This is a genomic window from Halobellus clavatus, from assembly GCF_900107195.1.
Taxonomy (GTDB): domain Archaea; phylum Halobacteriota; class Halobacteria; order Halobacteriales; family Haloferacaceae; genus Haloquadratum; species Haloquadratum clavatum.
On sequence record NZ_FNPB01000001.1, the window covers coordinates 400,878 to 415,281 of the forward strand.

Below are 14,404 nucleotides of genomic sequence, written 5' to 3' on the forward strand. Positions count from 1 at the left end.
GTCAAATCGTACTCGGGAGCATTTCCACTGCTCACTTCGGTCGCAGGAAAATGCCGCCTCCCGGATTTGAACCGGGGACAGCTCGATCTTCAGTCGAGTGCTCTCCCAGTCTGAGCTAAGGCGGCGCGCAGTTCGTCCGAAGCCCAGTATATAAAAAAGGGTTTCGGATCGCTCGCCTCCCGGCGCCGTCCGGCAACACTGCCGTCCTGTTCAGGGGGGCAGATCGTCGCGGACTCGACCCGCCAAGTATCCCGTCGCGCCGCCGAACCCGGCCCCGATTCCCGCGCCGAACGGGCCGAGCGGGCTGCCGAGTGCTGCACCGACCGCAGCGCCGGTTGTTGCTCCGCGCTCCGCGTGCGACTTCTTCTTGCCACAGCAAACCATACCAAGATAACCTACGGCTACACGGACAAAAACTAACTGCCGGGTGACGGTGGGATCCGTCGGCAGCGACACCGACACGTGGACCCGTGCGAGACAGGCCCGAGCCGCGATCAAGAGCGGCATCCTTTTTTATTTCCGTTCGGTCATTCCGCCGATGAGTAACCCGGATCGGGGATCGGCCGAGAGCCACGGAGACCGTTCCGAGAGCGGCGTCCCGACGTCCGGGGAGGTCGTGCCCGACCGGTTCTCCTCCGACGAGGTGTTCCAGCGGATCGTCGCCGACGCGGACCACGAGATCACCTCCGACGCCCGCGAGCTCTTCTTCAGCGCGCTGGCCGGTGGACTCGCGATCACGATCACGTTCCTGCTGTACGCCTCGATGTCCGCACAGACGGACAGCAGCGTCGTCGCATCGCTGCTGTACCCGCTGGGGTTCGTGTACATCATCATCGGCGGCTATCAGCTCTACACCGAGAACACGCTCCCGCCGGTGGCGCTCACGCTGGAACGGCTGGCGTCGATTCCGGCGCTGCTCCGCCACTGGCTGATCGTGCTGGCTGGCAACTTCGCCGGCGGCGGGATCGGAGCCATCGTTCTCGCGTTCGGCGGCGTTCTCGACCCCGACGCGATGGTAGTGGCCGTCGACATCGCCGAGAAGGGAGTTGCGACGCCGCCCGCGGCGCTCTTTTTCAAGGCCGTCTTTGCTGGGCTGATCGTCGCCGGCGTCGTCTGGATGAACTTCGCCGCGCGGGATACGATCTCGCGGCTCGTCATCGTCTACCTCGCGTTTCTCGCGATCCCGCTCGGCAACCTCTATCACTCGGTCGTCTCGTTCACGGAGGTCGTCTTTCTGCTGCTCGTCGGCGACGTGAGCCTCGCGGCTGGCCTCGGCGGCTTCGTCGTCCCAGTACTCGTGGGTAACACCGTCGGCGGCGTGGTGCTCGTCACGATCGTCAACTACTACCAGACGAGCGAGCGCCGCCTGGAGATCGATCGGTTCGAACAGATGCGTCGGCTCTCCTCGCGGGAATGGATCCTCGGGTCGCTGGCGGGCCGTTCGTACGTTCCGATCGCCGACACCGTCGAAGACATCGTCCGAGATCCGGACTCCTATCGGGTCCTCGTTCCGATCGCGAACCCCCGAACGGAGTCGCAGTTGATCGATCTGGGGTGCAGGCTCGCGGCCGGAGAGGAGCAGGGGGTCGTCCACGCCGTCCACATCGTCCAGACGCCCGACGGGCTCACCGATAGCCAGCGCGTCCGCCAGATCAACCGCGAGTCCGAACGGCTCCTCGCGGACCTCGATCACGTCGCCGAGGGCTACGACGTCGCGTTCGAGAGTTCGACCATCGTCTCCTCGCGATCGTTCGAGGAGGTCTTCGACCGGGCGCGGCGGACGCGCCCGGACCTCGTCGTGATGGGCTGGGGCGAGGATCGGTTCTGGAAGTCCGCCCGCGCCGAGCGTCCGCTCGACGAACTGACCAACAAGCTTCCGTGCGACTTCCTCGTGGTCAAGGACCGCGGCCTCGACTGCTCGAAGATCCTCCTCCCGGTCGCACGGGGGGCCGATTCCGAACTCGGCGGGGAAGTGGCGAGGACGCTGCAGGCCGTCGCAGGTGCGGAGGTGGAACTGCTCCACGTCGTCGACGACGAGGCCGAGCGCGACATCGGCGAGTCGTTCCTCGACGCGTGGGCCGACGAGCAAGGTTTCGGCGCGGACGTGAGACGCACGCTCGACACCTCCGGCGACGTCGAAGCGGCCATCGAAGAGCGCGCGACGGAGAGCACGATGCTCATTCTCGGCGCGACGGACCGCGGGCTGCTCTTCCGCCTGGTGACCGACTCGCTCCACTTCTCGGTGGCCCATCACGTCGACGCGTCGGTGCTCCTCGCGGAGCGCCCGTCCGACCGGTCGCTCCGCGATCGGCTGTTCAGCCGGGGGCGGAGATCCGAAGGCGAAACCGAGGCCGACTGACGCTTCGGGCCTCAGTTGGTGGGTCGCTGTCGACCGCGCTCCCACGGCGAGTCGCGGGCCGATCTACGGGGTCGGTAGGCACGCGGTTCAGTCGGAGGCGTGGCGCTCGGCGAGCCGCGTCAACAGTTCCTCTTCGAGGGCTCGTTTCAACGCGATCTCTTTCGGGCTGACCTGACCGTTGTGCGATTCGACGGCTCGAAACCAGACGACGGACTCGTACTCCTCGAGCAACGCCTCGTCGGACATCGCCGCGATGTCGGTCATACCGCGTCTTCGACCGGAGGCATTGTGGATATTCGGTCTGGAGTGCTCTGTCGGTAGGGCGGTGCGCTCTGAGATCGGATCCGTCGCCCTCTCGTCAACTATCCCCGTTCACTGTCGCTCGTGATGCTCGTCGTCAGTTCGAACCACGGTCGCTCACTCCGTTCGCTCTCTGATTCGAATCCGCTCTCGGAAAACCGAACACGACTCGCTTCGCTCGTCGGGTCGAGTGGGCTCGGGCGGATTCGAACCACCGGTCTCTTCCTTGTAAGGGAAGCGTCATAACCACTAGACCACGAGCCCGCAGCCGAAACGAATCCGCACACGTGTATAACCGTTTCCAATCCCGTGCGGCCGAACGCTTACGGCCGTACGCCCGAATCGCCGAATATGCCTGCTCGGCGGACGATCGTCACGCTCGCGCTCGCTGGTGCCGTCCTCCTCGCGGCCGGCATCGTCGTGGTCGCGAGCAGTCCGGGCCTCCTTCCGACCGGCGAGTACGAGCGCACGACTGTCACCGTCACCGACGAGGCGACCGGCGAGACGCTCGCAGCGGTGAACGCCCGGATCGCCGACACGCCACCGAAGCGCTATACCGGCCTCAGCGACACCGACTCGCTCGGTTCGGACGAGGGGATGCTCTTCGTCCACGACACCGAGGAGCGGCAGGCGTACGTGATGCGGGAGATGGCGTTCCCCCTGGACATCGTCTTCGTCGGCGCGGACGGGACGATCACGCGGATCCATCACGCCGAGCGGCCGCCAGAAGGGACCGCGAACACGGAGTTGACCCGCTACACCGGCCGGGCGCAGTACGTGCTGGAGGTGCCGTACAACTACACCGTGGACCACGGGATCGACGCTGGCGACCGCGTCGCGGTGGCGGGACGCTGGGGGCCGGAGGATGCGTGAATAGACCCGGCGCTCCGGCGGCGAACAGCAAAGCGAAAGGCCGAGGCTTCGAGAGTCCGTAGTCGTAGTATGAGCGACGACGAGCAGATCGACGCACTCGGCGACCTCGACGGCTGGCAGACCGAAGGATACGCCGCGCGAGTCCACTACCGCGGGGAGGACGACCGCTACAGCGTCGAGTTCTACGCACCCTCGGCGTGCGTCCTGTACTGGAAGGTCAAGGGCGACGGCGAGACGGCCGTGCCGGTCGGTCGCAGCACCGTTCCGGAGCCGCTCCGCGAGCGCATCCGCGGCGATCTCGAGACGGCGGGAATCGACGCCGCGCTCGAGAGGCGGTCGCTGTAAGATCGGCAGCCCCCTGAGGCGGCTGTGACGGGAGCCGTGAGCGCCGGGGAATTCGGCTCCATTCAAACCCTTTAGTACCGCTGAACCCTGAGAAACGACGATGGCCGCCTCCCTCGACGACGACGATCCCTTCGAGCGTCAGCGCGAGCGGACGGAGAACCCGATGCGACGGCTCTTCGCCGAGTACGGCCGTGACAACCTCGGCGCGTTCGTCGTGGGGTTCGTCTCGAGTATCATCGCTCGGGTGCTCGATCTGCTGCCGCCGATCCTCCTGGCAGTCGCCGTCGACTCCATCTTCGCCGACACGCGCCCGTTTTCGCTGTGGCTCGTTCCCGACGGGTGGCTCCCGACGACCCAGACCGGACAGCTCTATCTCTCTATCGTGCTCATCGCCGGTTCGTTCCTCGGCGCCGCGGGGTTCCACTGGACCCGAAACTGGGGCTGGAACTCCTTCGCCCAGCACATCCAGCACGCGGTCCGGACCGACACCTACGACAAGATGCAGCGGCTGAACATGGACTTCTTCGCCGACAAGCAGACCGGCGAGATGATGTCGATCCTCTCGAACGACGTCAACCGGCTGGAGCGCTTCCTCAACGACGGGATGAACTCCGCGTTCCGCATCGGCGTGATGGTGCTGGGCATCGCGGGGATCCTGCTCTACTGGAACTGGCAACTGGCGCTGATCACGCTCACGGTCGTGCCGCTGATCGGTTACTTCACCTACCGGTTCGTCAATACGATCCAGCCGAAGTACGCGGAGGTCCGCTCGTCGGTCGGCCAACTGAACTCCCGCCTGGAGAACAACCTCGGCGGGATCCAGGTGATCAAGTCCTCGAACACCGAGGGGTTCGAGTCCGACCGCGTCGACGACGTCTCCCAGGAGTACTTCGACGCCAACTGGGACGCCATCGGAACCCGCATCAAGTTCTTCCCCAGCCTGCGGGTCCTCTCGGGGATCGGCTTCGTCCTCACGTTCCTCCTGGGCGGGATCTGGGTGCTCACCTACCAGCGGACCGGCAGCGCCCCGTTCATCTTCACCGGATCGCTCACCCCCGGGGAGTTCGTCGGGTTCATCCTCTTCACCCAGCGGTTCATCTGGCCGATGGCCCAGTTCGGACAGATCATCAATATGTACCAGCGCGCCTACGCCTCCGCCGCGCGCATCTTCGGGCTGATGGACGAACCCGCCCGGATCGACGAGGCCCCCGGCGCCGAGCGTCTAGAGGTCGAAGACGGACGCGTCGTCTACGACGACGTCTCCTTCGGATACGACACCGAGGAGACCATCATCGAGGACATCTCCTTCGAGGTCGGCGGCGGGGAGACGCTCGCGCTCGTCGGGCCGACCGGCGCCGGGAAATCCACGGTACTGAAACTCCTTCTCCGGATGTACGACGTCGACGAGGGCGCAGTCGAGATCGACGGGACCGACCTCCGCGACGTGACGATCCAGAGCCTCCGTCGATCGATCGGGTACGTCAGCCAGGACACGTTCATGTTCTACGGAACCGTCGCAGAGAACATCCGCTATGGGACCTTCGGCGCGACCCACGACGAGGTCGTCGAGGCGGCGAAGGCCGCCGAGGCCCACGAGTTCATCCAGAACCTCCCGGACGGCTACGACACCGAGATCGGCGAGCGCGGCGTGAAGCTCTCCGGCGGACAGCGACAGCGGCTCTCGATCGCGCGGGCGGTGCTTCGCGACCCCGAGATCCTCGTCCTCGACGAGGCGACCTCCGACGTCGATACCGAGACCGAGATGCTGATCCAGCGGTCGCTCGATCGACTCACCGCGGACCGGACGACCTTCAGCATCGCACACCGCCTCTCGACGATCAAGGACGCCGATACCATCGTGGTTCTTGACGACGGACAGATCGTCGAGCGCGGGAGCCACGAGGAGTTGTTGGCCAACGACGGCCTCTACGCGCACCTCTGGGGCGTGCAGGCGGGCGAGATCGACGAACTGCCCGAGGAGTTCATCGAGCGAGCGACGCGTCGAGCCTCGCGGACGATCGAGCCGGACGCCGACGACTGAGTCGCACGTCGAAGAGAGCCGTTGTTTTCGAAGTCGAAATTCGGGCCCGAACGTTGATGACGCGGCGGTCGCGTCTGTCAGTACGATGCCCTCCATCCGGCCCGCTGACCGTGCTGTCTCGCCAGTCATCGGGGTCGCCCTGATGCTCGTGATCGTCGTCGCCACCGCGGCGGTCGTTGGCGGATTGCTGCTCGGCATCGAGCTGCCCAACGATCCCGCGCCCCAGTACCGCTACCAGACGGACTACGTCGCCGACGGCGCGGGGAACACGAACGACCGGCCGTACGTGAACATCACGCTGACCGGTGGGCGGATCGAACCCGGCGAGGACTTCTACGTCGTCGACAGCGACGGCAACGCGGTCAGATGGGACGCCGTCTGGACGACCGCCGGTCCGCTCACCGCCGGCGACTACGCCCATATCGACGGATACGGGAGCGACAGCGCACTCAATCACGCCTGCGAGGACGAGGTCTACCGGCTGGTCCATCGGCCGGGGGACGGGGAGTCGGCGACGCTGCTCAGCGTCGAAATATCGACTCCCGCAGTCGGAAACGCCACGAGTCACTGCTGAGGCCGCGCGCTCACCCGAGTTCAGCCCGCAGCGCTTCGTTCATCGCCTCGACCGGCGCGTCACGGCCGGTCCATCGCTCGAACGCCTCGACGCCCTGGAACAACAGCATCCACGCCCCGTCGATCGTCGTCGCACCGGCCTGCGCCGCCTCCCGGCGGAGCCGGGTTTCGATCGGCGCGTACACCGCATCGAGGACGGCGAGGTCGCCGTGCAGGTGATCTGCGGGGACCGGTGTCTGGTCGTCGTCGGGTTCCATCCCGACGCTCGTAGCGTTGACGAGGAGTTCCGCGTCGGCGATCCGATTGAGCGTATCGAGGCCGCCAGCCGTCGCGCCGGGGACGTCCGCCGCCAGCGACTCCGCCCGCTCGACGGTCCGGTTGGCCACGTGGACGCTCGCCCCGGCGTCAGCGAGCGCGAAGGCGACCGCCCGACCGGCACCGCCGGCGCCGACGACCACTGCGTCGCGCCCGTCGATCGGCACGTCGTGGTGGGCGAACGATCGCTCGACGCCGGCGACGTCGGTGTTGTGTCCGGTCGGAGTCCCGCCCGAGAAGTCGATCGTATTCACCGCGCCGACGCGCCGAGCGACGTCGTCGGGCTCGACGGCGTCCAACACGTCCTGTTTGAACGGAATCGTGACGTTCAGGCCCGCGATCCCGAGCGTCGCGGCGCTCTCGACGGCGGTTGCGGCCGCGTCGCGATCTGGCTCGAAGGTCACGTAGCGCGCGTCCAGTCCCAGTTCGTCGTACGCCGCCTCGTGCATCGGGGGCGACAGCGAGTGCTCGACGGGGTTGCCGAGGAGTCCGAAGACCTGCATAGCGAAGCCTGCGCCGGCGAGCGAATTAAATGGTGGCTCGACGGCCAGTCTCGCATCGTTGCGTCGGCAGCCAGTGTAGCATTGTTGCCTCGCGGCCCGTCTGGCATTGTTGCCTCGACGGCCCGTCTCACACTGTTGCGGCGGGAGTCCTGCGGCGCTACGCGTGCAGAACCACAAGAAATAGGCACCGGAGGGGCGGTGTCTGGAGTAATGACCTCGCGCTTGCGCCACCCGCTCACCGCGCTGGGCGGCGCGGTCGTACTGACGCTTCCGTGGGTCCTCTCCTGGGGGATTGGCTTCGCCGAGGGGTTCGCGCCCCTGACGACTGTCGGCGTCAGCGGGCTGGCGGTCCTGGGCGCCTCGTTCCTCCTGGCGTGGGGAGCCGAGACGGCCGAGAAGGACGTCCCGCGGGCGTTCGCACTCGCCGTGCTGGCCGTCCTCGCCGTCGCGCCCGAGTACGCCGTCGACGCGCTGTACGCCTGGCAAGCCGCGACAGACCCCTCGAAGGCCAACCTCGCGGTGGCGAATATGACCGGCGCGAACCGCATCCTCATCGGCCTCGGCTGGTCGGGGATCGCGCTGTTCTCGATCTACAAGGCGACCGCGGGCGGCCGGGGCGACGACAGCGTCGTCAACCGCGAGGGGACGCTTCGCGACGCCGTGAAACTCGATCCCAGCATCTCCACAGAGATTCTCTTTCTCTTCTTAGCGACGGTCTTCGCCTTCTTCGTGCCGCTCAACGGGGGGATCGGCGCAATCGACACGATCGTGCTCGTGGGCCTCTACGTCACTTACATCGGGATCATCGTCCGCGGCGACGTCGACGACCACGACGACCAGATCGGCGTCCCCGCGTACTTCCAGGCGAGACCCCGGGGGGTCCGCATACCGGTCATTCTCACGCTGTTCGTGTACTCCGGCTTCCTGATTCTCACCGCGGTCGAACCGTTCGCTCACGGGCTGGAGGAGCTCGGCCTCCAGTACGGGATCCCCGAGTTCTTTATGATCCAGTGGATCGCGCCGCTGGCGTCTGAGAGTCCCGAACTCATCGTCACCGCCTACCTCGTGAACAAGGCCCGCGCGACCGCGGCGTTCAACGCCTTGATCTCCTCGAAGCTGAATCAGTGGACGCTGCTCATCGGGACGCTCGCAGTGGTGTACAGCCTCTCGCTCGGTGCCATTGGGGTCCTTCCGTTCGACTTCAAGCAGACGGCCGAGATCTGGCTCACCGCCGCCCAGAGCTTCTTCGCGCTGGCGATTCTCGTGAACTTCCGGATCAGCGTCCGCGAGGCCGTGACACTGCTCGTGCTCTTCGTTTCACAGGTGGGTATCGAGTTCGCGATCATCCAGACGTATCCGGAGGCCCTCGCGGAGACGTACTCGATCTACGTGCTGCTCGCGTACACTGTCGTCTACGTCCTGCTCGGGATCGGACTGCTCGCCACTCGACAGGAGGAACTCAGACGGCTCGCCAAGCGGACTGTCGCGAACGTCCGCGGCACGCCGATGCCGGAGCCGGAACACGCGGACTGAGCCGGCGTCGTCGCGGCGCGCGGTGACACTGCCGTCTCCGTGCGTTTTTATACGAGCGGGCGGCCACTCCCGAGCGTGATCGGTCTCGTAGTGAGTCGGGCGGACGACGCGTCGGTCGCGATCGGTGAGGCGCTCCGCTCGCTGGTCGACTGGGAGGAACTGACCGACGATACCCGGAGCGACGCCGACGGTGGCGGGACGTACTACCGCCACGGCGACTTCGAACTCCGGACGTTCGACGCCTGGCACCTCGAACTCGCGGACGTCGCCGACGCGTTTTCCGCCGCCCCCGAGTTCGTCGCGTTCCTCTCGCGACACTCGGGCGACACCGGCCCGCTCCTGACGGCGCACTTCACCGGGAATTTCGGGCCCGCGGAATACGGGGGCGAACCGGGCGAACTCGCGCGGACCTGTCCGAACGTCCAGCGCGAAGCGCTGTCCGCCTTCGACCGTCACGCTCCGGAGGGCTACGAGGTCGGCGTCGAGTGCACTCATCACGGCCCGACCGACGTCGGCGCGCCGTCGCTGTTCGTCGAACTCGGCAGCAGCGAGTCGGAGTGGAGCGACCCCGAGGGCGCGCGGGCCGTCGCGCGCTCGGTGCTCGAACTCTCTGGGGTCGACGCGGACGCGGGCCCCGGCGGCGACGCGCCGGGGGAGAACCGCCAGATCGTCGGCTTCGGCGGCGGGCACTACGCCCCCCAGGTCGAGCGGCTCCTCCGAGAGACCGACTGGCGGGTCGGCCACGTGGCGGCCGACTGGGTCCGGAAGTCGATGGGGGCACCCGCGGCCAACGCGGCCGTGATCGAGCGGGCGTTCGAGCAGTCAGCGGCGACACGTGCCCTCGTCGCCGGCGACGACCCCGACCTCGAAGCCGTCCTCGACGACCTCGGCTATCGCGTCGTCGACGAGACGTGGCTGCAGGTCACGAGCGGCGTGCCGCTCGACCTCGTCGACGCGCTCGAAGGCGCACTCGGGCCCATCGACGACGGGGTCCGACTCGGTGACCCGGCAGCGCGCGCCTCGGAGGCGGCCATCGATCCCGACTTCGCGGTGGTCTCGCTCCCGGACGACCTGCTCGGGGCGGCCTCGGGGATCGACCGCGACGCGACGTTCGACGCCGTGGCGGCGCACGCGCTCGCGTTCGAGACCGTCGAGGGCGGCACGAAGCCGCGTGGTCGCGCGGCCGTGGCTGAGGAGGCGGCCGTCGACGACCTCGTCGACGCGCTCTGTTCGGTCCTCGAATCGAAGTACGACGCCGTCGAGCGATCGGGCGACGACGTCGTCGCGACGCGGGAGACGTTCGACCCCGCGGCAGCTGCGGAGGCGGGCGTCCCGGAGGGGCCGGCGTTCGGGCGGTTGTCCGCCGGCGAGTCGGTCGAGGTTGCGGACCGGACCGTCCGCCCCGAAGACGTCCGAACGACAGAACAGGTGACCCTCGCCGCGGCCGTTCCAGTTATCGACGTTGATCTCGGATCGGAACGGGATTCGAGGGCCGATTCGGCGTAATCGGCGCAAATGCCCGTGTCGGCCCGCGTCAGCGTCAGACGCGCGTCCGACGAAAGGGGGAAAGATAATTAAGCTGTGTTCGGTACGAACGGGCATACTATGGACTCCATCGTCGACGATGCGATAGACGAGGCCGAGGAGACGGGGGATGGGAACGCCGTCGACGCCAGCGCAGACGAACCGCCACAGACAGGAACGATGACCGACGAGGAACTCGAGGAAGTCCTCGTCGACCTCCAGACCGATATCACGGTCGTCGGCTGCGGGGGCGCCGGCGGCAACACCGTCAACCGGATGCACGAGGAGGGTATCGAGGGTGCGACGCTCGTCGCCGCCAACACCGACGTCCAACACCTCGTCGAGATCGAGGCCGACACCAAGATCCTGATGGGCGAACAGAAGACGCAGGGTCGCGGCGCGGGATCGCTCCCGCAGGTCGGCGAAGAAGCGGCGCTGGAGTCCCAAGACGAGATTTACGAGGCGATCGACGGGTCCGATATGGTCTTCGTGACGGCGGGCCTCGGCGGCGGCACCGGCACCGGCTCGGCGCCGGTCGTCGCGAAGGCCGCCCGCGAATCCGGCGCGCTCACGATCGCCATCGTCACGACCCCGTTCACGGCCGAGGGCGAGGTCCGCCGCACCAACGCGGAGGCGGGGCTCGAACGCCTCCGCGACGTTGCGGACACGGTCATCGTCGTCCCCAACGACCGGCTGCTCGACGCCGTCGGCAAGCTCCCGGTCCGGCAGGCCTTCAAGGTGTCCGACGAGGTCCTGATGCGCTCGGTCAAAGGCATCACTGAGCTCATCACGAAGCCGGGGCTCGTCAACCTCGACTTCGCCGACGTGAAGACTGTGATGGAGCGCGGCGGCGTCGCGATGATCGGTCTCGGCGAGTCCGATTCAGAGTCGAAAGCGCAAGATTCCGTCAAGAGCGCGCTCCGCTCGCCGCTGCTCGACGTCGACATCTCGGGTGCGAACTCCGCGCTGGTGAACGTCACCGGCGGGTCGGACATGAGCATCGAGGAGGCAGAGGGCGTCGTCGAAGAGATCTACGACCGGATCGACCCCGACGCCCGCATCATTTGGGGCACGTCCGTCGACGAAGAGATCGACGGCACGATGCGGACGATGATCGTCGTCACCGGCGTCGAGTCGCCGCAGATCTACGGGCGGAGCGAGGAGGAAGACGTCGATCCCCAGCCGTCAGCGCCCCCGAAGGGCCAGCAGGGCGGGACGAGCGGCGAACCGGGCACCGAGATCGACTACGTCGAGTAGCGCGCCCCCTCGCCGGCCCGTCGCCGCCCCGACGCATCAATAGATAGAAAAAGCCTGACGCGTTACGACGTAGTAAGATGGACGTCAAGTACGACCTGACCAGCTACGTACGGGTGCTGAAGCTGGCCAGCACTCCGTCGTGGGAGGAGTTCTCACAGATCGGCCTCATAGCCGGTGCCGGCATCGTTCTCGTCGGGTTTATGGGCTTTCTCATTTACGCGGTGATGACCTTCCTCCCGGGGGGTGTGTGACGTGCCGATCTACTCGGTCAAGACCACCGCCAGCCAGGAGCGCACCGTCGCCGATATGATCGCCAACCGCGAAGCCGACGAGATCCACGCCGTGCTGGCACCCGACTCGCTGACGAGTTACGTGATGGTCGAAGCCGACGACGACGGGATCATCACGCGGGTCCTAGAAGAGATCCCCCACGCCCGCGGGCTCGTCAAGAGCGGCGGCGAAGCCGGCCGGTCGTCGATGGCCGAGGTCGAACACTTCCTCTCGCCGACGCCCGACGTCGAGGGCATCGCCGAGGGCGACATCGTCGAACTGATCGCCGGCCCGTTCAAGGGCGAGAAGGCCCGCGTGCAGCGGATCGACGAGACCAAAGATCAGGTGACCGTCGAACTCTACGAGGCGACGGTGCCGATCCCGGTCACCGTCCGCGGCGACCAGATCCGCGTCCTCGACAGCGACGAGCGCTGAGCGTCGCTCCGGTCTGTTATTCATCTCGCAGTATCGTCGACGTCACTGACCGCAACCGACGGGAGCGCGTGGAGGGCTCTCGGGGCCCGTCGGCTGGCGTCGATGGCGTTCGCTCTCCCGGCGGCTACAGTGCGTCCCGACGCTTGAGTTCCTCGACGACCCCACGGAGGTCGGCCTCGTCTTCGATGTCTGCTTTGACGTCTTCACGGATGCGAACGGCCGTCGAGTCGGCGTCGTACGCACGGACGTACTCCGCGCGGGAGTGTTCCTCGAAGGCGTGCCGGATCGCGAAGTAGCCGTCGGGGACGACGCTGCCGCAGACCGCACACTTGTGGCGGTCGTGTTCCACCGTCTGGTGGATAATGGCGGACTCGGCGTCCTCGAAGCGCTCCGGGCAGCCGCCGATGCCGCACTTCCACAGGGACATACCGGAACGCACGGCGAGGGGCGACAAAATCGTTCCGCAGTCGGCGGGGAATAGAAATCCATAACCCGAACCCGATCGGATCGACAGACGTGACCGACACGGCCGCTTCCGACGGGGAGCCCTCGGCCCGCGAGCGAACGGACGCGACGGCGTCCGGTAACGCGGGCGTCGACGCAGCGACGGCCCGCGTCGACCCCCACGTGAAGGTGTTAGACGAGGACGTCGTCGCCCGCGCGAAGGCCCGCGGCCTCGACGTCGTCGTGTACGCCCCACACTTCACGCGGCTCCCCGAGATCCGCGAGCGGGCCGCGCGCTTCTCCGACGACGACCTCCTCGTCGTGCCCGGGCGGGAGGTGTTCACCGGCAACTGGCGGCACCGTCGACACATCCTCGCGATCGGCCTCACCGACCCGGTCCCGGACTTCATCACCCTCGACGGGGCGCTCGCGGCCTTCGCAGCGCAGGAGGCGGCGGTGCTCGTTCCGCACCCCGAGTTTCTCAACGTCAGCCTCACCGCCGAGGAGATCGCCGCCAACCGCGACCGGATTCACGCCGTCGAGACGCACAATTTCAAAGCGTTACCGCGACAGAACCGCCGAGCGCGATCGGTCGTCGTCGACTCCGACCTTCCGGCGTTCGGCTCCTCGTATGCGCATCTCCGCGGGAGCGTCGGCGAGGTCTGGACGACGTTCGACCGGCGGATCGAGAGCGAGTCCGACCTGGTGGACGCCCTGCGCGATGGGGCACCGCGTCGCGTCTATCACCGTGGCGGTGCCGCCCATCGCACTCGCGGCCTCGCGGAGTTCGCCCACCTGGGGTACGAGAACTCGTGGAAGAAGATCGATCGGCTGTTCCTCTCGGGAACTGAACCGACACATCCCGACCACGTGGCGTACGGCGGCGAGTTCGACGCCGTCAGCGAGTACTGAGACGGTCGGACAGAAGTTCGTGAATCAGTTTGGCACCCACGAGGTGCCGATAATTTTCACATAGTTCTGTCCGGCAGTATGAGTCACCGAGTCGAGATCGGTGACAGCGGGCCCCCACCCGCGGCCTCCGTCTCAGACTCCGAGCGTCGCGCCGATGAGGTTCGCCGCCTCGACCAGCGAGGTGTCGAGCGCGAACACGTAGTTGTGGACGAGCGCGAGGACCACGAGTTCGACGGCCGTCACGGCGACCGTCACGCGGGTCGCCCACGCGCTCGACGTCGCGACGCCGGTCGGAAAGCCGTACTCCGCGCTCTCGAACGGGTAGAAGAGCGCGATCCCGCGTTTCGAGCCGAGGACGTCGAGTACGTAGTGGGTCGCGACGCCGATCCAGACGAACTGGAGGTTCCCGAACAGATAGGGGAACGCGAGAAATATCGCGAGGATCGGTAGATTGTGCAGCGTCTTCCGGTGCCGACCGAAGGCGGTGTCGACGTCGGGGAAGAGCGCGCCGAGCGTGATCGGCAGCGACAGTTCGAGAATCTTCACGACGGCGTCGCCGAGTGCCGACGCGAGTGCGGCGGGGGTCACCCCGGCTTCGCCACCGACGAGCGGTCCGGCCGTCGGATCGAGCGTGATGATGAATCCCAAGCCGATCGCCAGAAGTGCCCCGTTCAGCACGTGTCCCTCTTTGTTCATCGGCTGTGTCTGTGTTGGCGGCCC

At 66.9% G+C, this 14,404-nt stretch carries 16 protein-coding genes and 2 tRNA genes; 11 read left to right on the forward strand and 7 right to left on the reverse strand.

Annotated elements, in window-relative coordinates; all coding sequences use genetic code 11:
• Positions 1 to 51 precede the first annotated feature (51 nt).
• Positions 52 to 125 (reverse strand) — tRNA-Phe (locus BLU74_RS01995).
• Positions 126 to 210: 85 nt separating this feature from the next.
• Positions 211 to 507: a glycine zipper domain-containing protein gene (locus tag BLU74_RS19560; RefSeq protein WP_394327856.1), complete on the reverse strand. Its 297-nt coding sequence runs from the start codon at positions 505 to 507 to the stop codon at positions 211 to 213.
• 31 nt (positions 508 to 538) lie between these two features.
• Here BLU74_RS19560 and BLU74_RS02000 point away from each other — a divergent pair, with 31 nt between their 5' ends.
• Entirely contained in the window at positions 539 to 2,359 is a 1,821-nt protein-coding gene (locus tag BLU74_RS02000; protein ID WP_089765240.1) for a formate/nitrite transporter family protein, read from the forward strand.
• An 87-nt stretch (positions 2,360 to 2,446) separates the two neighbouring features.
• Here the strand turns inward: BLU74_RS02000 and BLU74_RS18750 are convergent, their stop codons facing one another.
• Together BLU74_RS18750 and BLU74_RS02005 are read right to left on the reverse strand one after the other, a co-directional pair.
• Positions 2,447 to 2,623: a hypothetical protein gene (locus BLU74_RS18750; protein ID WP_175454535.1), complete on the reverse strand. Its 177-nt coding sequence runs from the start codon at positions 2,621 to 2,623 to the stop codon at positions 2,447 to 2,449.
• A gap of 227 nt (positions 2,624 to 2,850) precedes the next feature.
• Positions 2,851 to 2,923 (reverse strand) — tRNA-Val (locus tag BLU74_RS02005).
• 87 nt (positions 2,924 to 3,010) lie between these two features.
• On the opposite strand from BLU74_RS02005, the gene BLU74_RS02010 reads away from it, so the two are divergent.
• The 4 genes from BLU74_RS02010 (at position 3,011) to BLU74_RS02025 (ending at position 6,492) form a co-directional block, all read left to right on the forward strand.
• Positions 3,011 to 3,532 (forward strand): DUF192 domain-containing protein, encoded by a 522-nt coding sequence (locus BLU74_RS02010; protein ID WP_089764572.1) that lies wholly within the window; start codon positions 3,011 to 3,013, stop codon positions 3,530 to 3,532.
• 69 nt (positions 3,533 to 3,601) lie between these two features.
• Positions 3,602 to 3,877, forward strand: a complete 276-nt coding sequence (locus BLU74_RS02015; protein WP_089764574.1) for a DUF7538 family protein — start codon at positions 3,602 to 3,604, stop codon at positions 3,875 to 3,877.
• Between the two features lie 100 nt (positions 3,878 to 3,977).
• Positions 3,978 to 5,918 (forward strand): ABC transporter ATP-binding protein, encoded by a 1,941-nt coding sequence (locus tag BLU74_RS02020; RefSeq protein ID WP_089764577.1) that lies wholly within the window; start codon positions 3,978 to 3,980, stop codon positions 5,916 to 5,918.
• Between the two features lie 85 nt (positions 5,919 to 6,003).
• Complete coding sequence (locus BLU74_RS02025; RefSeq protein WP_089764579.1) at positions 6,004 to 6,492, forward strand: type IV pilin domain-containing protein; 489 nt, start codon at positions 6,004 to 6,006, stop codon at positions 6,490 to 6,492.
• 10 nt (positions 6,493 to 6,502) lie between these two features.
• Here BLU74_RS02025 and BLU74_RS02030 read toward each other — a convergent pair whose 3' ends face one another.
• A complete protein-coding gene (locus BLU74_RS02030; protein WP_089764582.1) occupies positions 6,503 to 7,309 on the reverse strand; it encodes a shikimate dehydrogenase in 807 nt (268 codons plus the stop codon).
• Positions 7,310 to 7,519: 210 nt separating this feature from the next.
• Between BLU74_RS02030 and BLU74_RS02035 the strand changes: the two genes are divergently transcribed.
• The 5 genes from BLU74_RS02035 (at position 7,520) to BLU74_RS02055 (ending at position 12,328) form a co-directional block, all read left to right on the forward strand.
• Positions 7,520 to 8,842 (forward strand): sodium:calcium antiporter, encoded by a 1,323-nt coding sequence (locus tag BLU74_RS02035; RefSeq protein WP_089764584.1) that lies wholly within the window; start codon positions 7,520 to 7,522, stop codon positions 8,840 to 8,842.
• 75 nt (positions 8,843 to 8,917) lie between these two features.
• Positions 8,918 to 10,348, forward strand: a complete 1,431-nt coding sequence (locus BLU74_RS02040) for a D-aminoacyl-tRNA deacylase (RefSeq protein ID WP_089764587.1) — start codon at positions 8,918 to 8,920, stop codon at positions 10,346 to 10,348.
• Between the two features lie 99 nt (positions 10,349 to 10,447).
• Entirely contained in the window at positions 10,448 to 11,623 is a 1,176-nt protein-coding gene (gene ftsZ / locus BLU74_RS02045) for a cell division protein FtsZ (protein WP_089764589.1), read from the forward strand.
• 77 nt (positions 11,624 to 11,700) lie between these two features.
• Positions 11,701 to 11,874, forward strand: coding sequence for a protein translocase SEC61 complex subunit gamma (locus tag BLU74_RS02050; RefSeq protein WP_089764591.1), 174 nt, complete (start codon positions 11,701 to 11,703; stop codon positions 11,872 to 11,874).
• Between the two features lies 1 nt (position 11,875).
• Entirely contained in the window at positions 11,876 to 12,328 is a 453-nt protein-coding gene (locus tag BLU74_RS02055; protein ID WP_089764594.1) for a transcription elongation factor Spt5, read from the forward strand.
• 124 nt (positions 12,329 to 12,452) lie between these two features.
• Here the strand turns inward: BLU74_RS02055 and BLU74_RS02060 are convergent, their stop codons facing one another.
• Positions 12,453 to 12,755 (reverse strand): DUF7565 family protein, encoded by a 303-nt coding sequence (locus BLU74_RS02060; protein ID WP_089764597.1) that lies wholly within the window; start codon positions 12,753 to 12,755, stop codon positions 12,453 to 12,455.
• A 200-nt stretch (positions 12,756 to 12,955) separates the two neighbouring features.
• On the opposite strand from BLU74_RS02060, the gene BLU74_RS02065 reads away from it, so the two are divergent.
• Positions 12,956 to 13,684: a PHP-associated domain-containing protein gene (locus BLU74_RS02065; RefSeq protein WP_245705716.1), complete on the forward strand. Its 729-nt coding sequence runs from the start codon at positions 12,956 to 12,958 to the stop codon at positions 13,682 to 13,684.
• A 132-nt stretch (positions 13,685 to 13,816) separates the two neighbouring features.
• On the opposite strand, the gene BLU74_RS02070 is transcribed toward BLU74_RS02065, so the two are convergent.
• Complete coding sequence (locus BLU74_RS02070) at positions 13,817 to 14,380, reverse strand: metal-dependent hydrolase (RefSeq protein WP_089764601.1); 564 nt, start codon at positions 14,378 to 14,380, stop codon at positions 13,817 to 13,819.
• Between the last annotated feature and the right edge of the window lie 24 nt (positions 14,381 to 14,404).